Raw genomic sequence first — 7,191 nt, forward strand, 5'->3', positions numbered from 1 at the left:
TGGTGTTAAGGAACTTCAGTATTGTATGTGTAATACCTTATATCCACGAACCGATAATTAACCATCGTATGACGTTCTCACCAACTTCAACTGTTCCACATGTTTTAGCCTTACATATAGCCTTAGGACTCACCTTTATGCCGTCAGTTACTAATGAACTAATCGTAATTTGATTCATTAGATGAATAGGGTATAGTCCCTATCCGCAGATTTGATATACCTTATTATCATTTCCACAACTGAAAAGGTATGGTTTTACCTCCTCCATATTTCTAAGGAACGGATAGTATCGACACGTACATTCAGTGATTCGCCAGAATCTATGATTCATTCTATCCATAGCTATTTTATGGCGTCCCGATTACTTTTCTTACCATGTTCCCTGAGGAATTTAGGTTCGATTTTCACCGCCTTCAACGGGCTCATAACAATGATAGGGTTCTCTATTATTGCTATCCGTAGTATTAGACCTTTTCAAGAGTTTACGATGTTCTTGCAAGACTTACTTCCGAGTCTTGATAGTCAAACATGCAGTTAGAACATTTTATAGTTCCCTCGCTTTTATATAGTGTGTTTCCACAACTTTTTGTGCGAGAACAGTTCACACAAGGTATCTTCCCACGCCCCAAAGTACAGCAGCTCTTTTTAAACTATTCGAAAAGCCACCTTTTACAGAACTGTAGTCAGATTCTTCACTTCCATCCTCTTTTGATATCCAACGTTCATTCAAAAACACTGATATGGTACATTTCGTTGCCTTCTCACCCCATTTTTCATAAGACACTTGCCATTTATCAATACCAAAGACTTCATCAAATCGGTCCTGAATGGCGCGTGCGTCAACAAATGGAGCTACATACGCAAAAAAACGACCTTGGCTTTCAAATGTATGTGTAATTTTCCAACCTAATTGTTCGAACGGAAATTCAGCTTGTAAACTTTCCATTATATTCGTCATAATAATCCTCCTGTATTACTTGTTATTTCGAATCTGGGTGTTACCACTCTTTCTTTCGAAGTTCATCAATCATTTCACATATAATTCCTCTGTTTTCATGAAGCAGCCAATCCTCATAGGAAGTAATATCTTTTCCTGACTGAATGGATAGACGCTTATTCAAATCCTCTATACTTTTACAACTGATATTCCTTGCTGCATAAATGAGACTTAAACTTACTTTCAAATCTCTTAAATCAGAAATGGTAATATCCTTAAATGTCGTAGCTTTCGTATTGAAGTTTTGATTGTGCGCTTGCAACATTGATAAAGAACTGATCCATAAAGGATTAGCTAGTTCTTTAATTTCTTTAATAATGTCATGTAAATGAGCATCATTTTGTAATTTCCCTTGTGATTTTTCCATGGCTAAATTCATGATGTTTCCCCCTAATTAATAAAATAATTGCCTAAAGTGCTGGCTATACAATAACTCCAAACTTGAAGACAACACAAAAAGGGCTTCTTCAAGTCGATTAAAAATGTGCATAGCAAAATAAGCTATAAATACACTAATCGGCTCAAAGAAGCCCTTTCATAAATGAAACAAGACGCAACTTGCTTCTACAACTCAACCACAACACAAAAAAGGTGTGGGAATAAACGGAATCAATTAAATAATAAATATATCTGTATATTAAACTATCTTTATTTTTAATGCAAGTAAAAAAGAGTGAAACAACCGTATCACTCTTTCATCCATAGTATATTATTTGCTCCAAAACTCATTATAATACCAAGCTCGATAAGAAACATGTTCTGAAACATCCATTATTTTCATACGTCTTCTATGATTTTTAGGGTGAACAGGTATACTATATACCTTCGCATCGTCTGGTTTCATCATATCTTCTACTTCAATTTTTACAACTTTTAGATGGTATGGCATACGACCATTGCTAAAAATATCCCCTACACAAATTGTCCAAAGACTTGTTTCTATTTCAGTTACACTATTCATTTTATATTCTCCTCTATAAATTAATAAAAAAGACACTGAACAAATACGTCCAATGTCTTTTTTCCCTCTTATATACTAGTTAACTCAAAGTATAATTTTTCTGGTTTTCCATACATGTTAATTTCATTTTGATATACGACAGCTAATTGCTGAGACATCTCAATGCTTTCCACATAGGATAATGAAGCGGCTGCTTCTATTTTTTCTTTAATCTCATTAGGAATGGCTGAGTAAGATAAGCTATCCATTTTACTTCCTAATTTAGTATCTGTAGCAGCTTCATAATAAATTTCGGTAATTAGGACCTTATTATCATCTGGATCATACATATATCCTCGGTTAACTGTAATCATATTGTAGTGCTCCTCTCAGGTTTACATTTTCTAATTCCTTGTGCTTTTAGCATTGCAACAAGTTCCTTACCTATATATAAATCCCATATTTTCTATAGTTGCATTCCATTCTATATCTACTGTACTATGTCTCTTTTATGAAATGTTCTTAAAAACGGAGAGTTCAGAAATTCTTAACAAAAGTAGGATATGATAAACCCTTGGATTTGGTTGAAATTTCTTACCGCTTTTATTATTCGACATTCTCTAAATTAGCTTTTTTACAGTGTAATAGCATAGGCCCAGGAGCCTTTTTCAAACCTGAATGTATCAAGATCTTTATCTATACGATAGAAAACATTCGGTTCATGCTCTGAAACTACTGCAAAATACATATAGACTGTCCCTTTACCTAAATATTCGATTCTCTCAATTGACAAAGAGAACATATCCCTCATAAGTTGTTTACAATATAAAATCTCTCTTAATTCTTTTTCAACATTCATAATATACACCTACTTTATTAAATTTATGGTAGTAAATTTGCTATAACACATGGGAAATTTACAATCTTTTGACGATGATAGATTTCTTCTACGGTGTCATAGATTGCTATATGTCCATAATCTACCTTTACTCGCTCATGCAAATCTAATCGTTTTATATTAACGTACTCTACTTCACCATAATCACTTTGCGCTTCCATTAAATAAAATCCTACTGCTTCATATGGACTATTGGCTGCAATAATTTTTATAGCAAGTTCTTCTCCATAACTAACCTTATAAAATTTCATTTCTATTTCCCCCTTAAAATAGAAAAAAGCACTTTAAAATTGTGCTTTAATCACTCTTATTATTCGTTTAGCCTAAATGGTCTAATATAAATATTTCCTAACTTAAAGACAACACAAAAAGGGCTTCTTTAAGTCGATTAAAAATGTGCATAGCAAAATAAGCTATATATACACTAATCGGCTCAAAGAAGCCCTCTCATAAATGAAACAAGACGCAACTTGCTTCTACAACTCAACCACAACACAAAAAAGGTGTGGGAATAAACGGAATCAATTAAACAATAAATATAGTTATATATTAATCTATTTTTATATCATATTCAATTGTTTTAAGAAAACAAAAATAAGAAGGGAATTTATATGTAGTTGTTTTATCTACCATATAATTATACCCCTGTATCAACGTTTATAAATCCCCTCTTATTTCAGTTCTTGTTGTTACTTCATGTACTGCATTTCAAAATAGAGCTTTTCTGGCTTTTGATTTTGGTTTAAATAACAAAGTATTTCTGGAATGGTTTGTTCTTCTACTTCCATACTTTCCATATAAGACATACTTTCGTTTTCTTGAACTTTTTTAAAAATGGAAGATGGGAGTTTGTCTGCAGCAAACACACTCATTTTGCTTCCTAACTTTTGTTCGGATGCAGCGTTGTAGAAAATTTCGTTCACAATGACCTCATTATCATCTGGATCATACATGTACCCTCGTTGTATACGTAGCAATGTGTTACTCCTTTCATAAATATTCCTTTACACGAATGTTTATATTTGTATATATTGTTTTTCTGCATAAAGGTGTCAAAGAATATTATTTCTTAAAATCCGTAATTTGTATAGAGGGAGATACAGGATAATTCGTTTTCTTAATTTATTTTTAAATATTCCACGCTTTTTTATATAACAAACAAGCCACCCTTTAAAATGAATCAATAGCTTGTAAGGGTGGCTTAGTTTGTTGCGAATAGCTTTGTATTTAATTGTTTAATCTCCCCTTCTGCAAGGGGCTGGTAAAATGCATGTTGTAATCCTTCTATATGCAAGGTTTCTCCTATACATAACAATACTTTACCAGGGAGCAAGTCGAGTAATAGTTCTTTATTAATTTGTTTTGCTTGATTTTCAGTAGAAACATATATAACTAATACAGTAGGATTGTTTCCTAAATCTTGCATAATAACATCTTTTCCTGATTCTACGAAATCTTTCCATCGAGCAATAATTCGTTTTAAACGATCTTTTTTATCTGTTAGTAGTGTTGAGTATACAACGAAATTAAATATATGATTTACTCCGCCTTGCACTGCAAAACTTAAAGGAGGGGTAAAAACCCCTTTACTAATAGATGGATGCATAATATGTCCTAAAAATGATGGAGCATAACGCAGATGGCAGATTAATTCTATATCGTGCCAATAACGTAAGTGAACATATTTACCGTGATTATCAATTCGTTCTGGGGCAAAGAAGAACATATTTCCTTCCCAGTATTTTAAAAATTTGTAACCATTGTCGGATAACGTATATGTTTCTTCAAAGATCTCCATTTCAAAACTCTCCACTTGCCATTTTTCAATCAGACGGTAGTAAAGTAATCCTTGAAGTGCATCATTTATTTTCTTACGCGAATATTTATCCTTAAATAAATATAATAAATGATTAAATCGAACAGATGTATGAACCCCAATGAAAGTAAGTAAGGCATACTGTTCTTCTGTTAAACGCTGCTTAAACTTAACCAATTCGTCAAAAGAATGGAATACATAGGTTTTATCCAGTTCATGTATCCGATATATTTGAAGTCCCTGTACATCCTCACTTGATAAATGAGGAATAGAAGGGACATAAGTGGGCAATTGTTTCTCTATTGTACGCATAGTCATCCATTAAAATTGGAAAATTGACGAATTAGTTTTTTTACTTTGTCCCTGCGGATAATTTAGGATACGCACTGTACCTTTTCTATTTTTCGCGTCGATATTAAGCAGCTCACATGTAACAATCGTTTGATTTTTCGCATCTTCTACAGTTGGATTGGCAAGATTACGGCTCTTAAGTCCTTTAAACTGAATTCCTGGTGCAACCTCTACGAAAATACCCGCAATAGCGTCTACCCCTACAATTTTACCTACAAATCGGTCACGGCGTTTCTTTAGTTCTAACAACTTTTCAATTGGATCTGTTTCTAGTTTCTTTTTATTTCCTCTAAATTCATAACGGCCATTCTTTTCCCCTACTTTATCGATGATAAGTTCTACAACATCACCAATGACAATATCCTCCGGACGAACGAATGTATAGGACCAGTGTGAGTACCTTACACCTATTGTTACACCATGCACTTCAACTAAAACAGTTTGTGCAGATGGGATATGTCCTGAAACGGTTCCAGTGTATACCTTGTTACCCTCTTGCGCTGTCACTTCTTCATATAATCTTTTTTGAAGTGCCAATTCCCCTGCTGTGATAGATACAACAGCAAAGTTGCCTTCCTCCGTTTTCTGGAAGTGTTCAATGATTAAAGGCTTTGTTCTACCAACTAGCCATTGAGGATTTTTAGGAACATTTATACCTGCCTCTGTAATGGGGCAATATGCTGTTGTATGAGTACCAATTTGCATTGTAAGTACTTGTATACGCTCAGACTTTCCGTTTTTAGTTGGGAATAGCTTTTCGGATACGACTGTAATCAAGCCTTTTCCTACAGTACGCTCACGTTTCATACGGGCTAATTCCTCTAGTTCATGATCACGTACTCGCTCAAATTGATTAAAGTTTGTTTCAAACATCGTGTCACTTTGTGCGTTCTCTGTTTCAAAAGCCATTCCAAGTTCTTCTACAGTTTGAGTGTTTGTCTTATCTTCTGCCATTATATTTTCCTCCTAGAACGTAAAAAAGGACACACCTGTACCGTTGGGATGGTACGTAAGGTGTGTCCTTCACGTAAATTATGGTTTATTTATATAGTTGTTAATACAAATATAATGGTATTTCTACTCAAATGCAAGAATAATTTTAAAATCATAAGTTTGCTATAGGTTAAATCAAAATCTAGAATGCAGCCTTACTAGGGGGACCGCTAGTATTTCGGAAAAAACCACGCTAAGAGTATGCAAAATTTTATGCGAAAAATAGGGAGACATAGGGAACTATAGGGAAGCCAAAAGTCGCTCTAAAATAGGAATGTATAAGAAGATGCATAGAGTCATAGAAAAAGAAAAAGGCGAATCCCTTCTGAGAGTAAGGGATTCGCCTTTTTCTTCGTTACCGATAATGAGACGTTATGTTAACCGAGCATGAATAGAACATTCATCATTTTTTTCTTGTATTCACTTGTACTAGAATTAAACTAGTCTTCAAACCAAAATAACACTTCAATCGGTGCTTTTAAAACTTTTGCAATATCGTAAGCCAATTTTAATGAAGGGTTATATTTTCCGTTTTCGAGATTACCAATTGTTTCTCTTCTAACTCCAACCTTATTAGCTAAATCTCCTTGGGACATATTTAACTTTACCCTATATTCTTTCATCCGAGTAATCAACGTCATCCTGCATCCCTTTCTTTTCTCTACGTTCGAATATTTCTAAATTAATTACAAAAGTAACTAATGGTATTCCAACTGCAAGTGCAACGAATAATCGAATTACATGTATATCTGCAAAAATAACAATACTTAAGATTAATAAAACACCTGATACTAATGATACGAAAAATGCTTTTGTGGCAGCAATGCGAACATGTAGAATAAAAAGTTCATCTGGTATAACTTTTGCATATAAAAAGAAAGAAAAGAAAGCGAAAAAGTAATATGTAAATGAAGTTTCACCTAAAAATGAAAGAGGACCTAAAAACCCTAGAAATCCAATAAATCCTAAGTAAGCTAGTTTATTTTTCATATAAATTCTCCTTTGTGATATATTTCGCTCTTTATGTTATAAATATATCACATAAAGAGCGAAATAAAAAGGAATTGAAACTTTATATCTTTGTTTCAAACCAATACTTTTAACTTCCGTTTTCGATAATTATGGTGCGACAAGAAGTCGCATTCCCACAGGGTAGCTTCTGCTACTAGATTAGATGCAAAGTCTATCTCCATCCG

General features: G+C 33.6%; 10 protein-coding genes and 1 pseudogene. All 11 read right to left on the minus strand.

Annotated elements, in window-relative coordinates:
* Positions 1–607 precede the first annotated feature (607 nt).
* Positions 608–958 (minus strand): annotated as a pseudogene (locus PDK19_RS25980) (Rad52/Rad22 family DNA repair protein); the annotation flags it as partial.
* 40 nt (positions 959–998) lie between these two features.
* A complete protein-coding gene (locus tag PDK19_RS25985; protein ID WP_046647673.1) occupies positions 999–1,376 on the minus strand; it encodes a hypothetical protein in 378 nt (125 codons plus the stop codon).
* A 330-nt stretch (positions 1,377–1,706) separates the two neighbouring features.
* Positions 1,707–1,958 carry a hypothetical protein gene (locus tag PDK19_RS25990; RefSeq protein ID WP_046647675.1) on the minus strand — a complete coding sequence of 84 codons (252 nt, stop codon included), beginning with the start codon at positions 1,956–1,958 and terminating at the stop codon, positions 1,707–1,709.
* A gap of 68 nt (positions 1,959–2,026) precedes the next feature.
* The gene (locus PDK19_RS25995) at positions 2,027–2,311 is read right to left on the minus strand and encodes a hypothetical protein (protein WP_046647677.1); all 285 of its coding nucleotides are present in this window, start codon (positions 2,309–2,311) and stop codon (positions 2,027–2,029) included.
* Between the two features lie 260 nt (positions 2,312–2,571).
* Entirely contained in the window at positions 2,572–2,796 is a 225-nt protein-coding gene (locus tag PDK19_RS26000) for a hypothetical protein (protein ID WP_046647679.1), read from the minus strand.
* Between the two features lie 23 nt (positions 2,797–2,819).
* The gene (locus PDK19_RS26005) at positions 2,820–3,086 is read right to left on the minus strand and encodes a hypothetical protein (protein WP_228920448.1); all 267 of its coding nucleotides are present in this window, start codon (positions 3,084–3,086) and stop codon (positions 2,820–2,822) included.
* A gap of 438 nt (positions 3,087–3,524) precedes the next feature.
* Positions 3,525–3,788, minus strand: coding sequence for a hypothetical protein (locus PDK19_RS26010; protein WP_228920450.1), 264 nt, complete (start codon positions 3,786–3,788; stop codon positions 3,525–3,527).
* Positions 3,789–4,036: 248 nt separating this feature from the next.
* Positions 4,037–4,963 carry a hypothetical protein gene (locus PDK19_RS26015; RefSeq protein WP_228920447.1) on the minus strand — a complete coding sequence of 309 codons (927 nt, stop codon included), beginning with the start codon at positions 4,961–4,963 and terminating at the stop codon, positions 4,037–4,039.
* Between the two features lie 9 nt (positions 4,964–4,972).
* Complete coding sequence (locus PDK19_RS26020) at positions 4,973–5,956, minus strand: hypothetical protein (RefSeq protein ID WP_000796701.1); 984 nt, start codon at positions 5,954–5,956, stop codon at positions 4,973–4,975.
* 479 nt (positions 5,957–6,435) lie between these two features.
* Entirely contained in the window at positions 6,436–6,636 is a 201-nt protein-coding gene (locus PDK19_RS26025; RefSeq protein WP_000172689.1) for a helix-turn-helix transcriptional regulator, read from the minus strand.
* Complete coding sequence (locus PDK19_RS26030) at positions 6,605–6,985, minus strand: DUF3796 domain-containing protein (RefSeq protein ID WP_000791543.1); 381 nt, start codon at positions 6,983–6,985, stop codon at positions 6,605–6,607. Before PDK19_RS26030 ends, PDK19_RS26025 begins: the two co-directional genes overlap by 32 nt.
* Between the last annotated feature and the right edge of the window lie 206 nt (positions 6,986–7,191).

The sequence above is a fragment of the Bacillus cereus group sp. BcHK124 genome (genome assembly GCF_027712065.1).
Taxonomy (GTDB): domain Bacteria; phylum Bacillota; class Bacilli; order Bacillales; family Bacillaceae_G; genus Bacillus_A; species Bacillus_A pacificus.

Bases quoted from the DNA above. Each gene is read 5' to 3' on its own strand.
- PDK19_RS25985 (WP_046647673.1), bottom strand. From the start codon at position 1,376: ATGAATTTAGCCATGGAAAAATCACAAGGGAAATTACAAAATGATGCT.
- PDK19_RS25990 (WP_046647675.1), bottom strand. From the start codon at position 1,958: ATGAATAGTGTAACTGAAATAGAAACAAGTCTTTGGACAATTTGTGTA.
- PDK19_RS25995 (WP_046647677.1), bottom strand. From the start codon at position 2,311: ATGATTACAGTTAACCGAGGATATATGTATGATCCAGATGATAATAAG.
- PDK19_RS26000 (WP_046647679.1), bottom strand. From the start codon at position 2,796: ATGAATGTTGAAAAAGAATTAAGAGAGATTTTATATTGTAAACAACTT.
- PDK19_RS26005 (WP_228920448.1), bottom strand. From the start codon at position 3,086: ATGAAATTTTATAAGGTTAGTTATGGAGAAGAACTTGCTATAAAAATT.
- PDK19_RS26010 (WP_228920450.1), bottom strand. From the start codon at position 3,788: ATGTATGATCCAGATGATAATGAGGTCATTGTGAACGAAATTTTCTAC.
- PDK19_RS26015 (WP_228920447.1), bottom strand. From the start codon at position 4,963: ATGCGTACAATAGAGAAACAATTGCCCACTTATGTCCCTTCTATTCCT.
- PDK19_RS26020 (WP_000796701.1), bottom strand. From the start codon at position 5,956: ATGGCAGAAGATAAGACAAACACTCAAACTGTAGAAGAACTTGGAATG.
- PDK19_RS26025 (WP_000172689.1), bottom strand. From the start codon at position 6,636: ATGACGTTGATTACTCGGATGAAAGAATATAGGGTAAAGTTAAATATG.
- PDK19_RS26030 (WP_000791543.1), bottom strand. From the start codon at position 6,985: ATGAAAAATAAACTAGCTTACTTAGGATTTATTGGATTTCTAGGGTTT.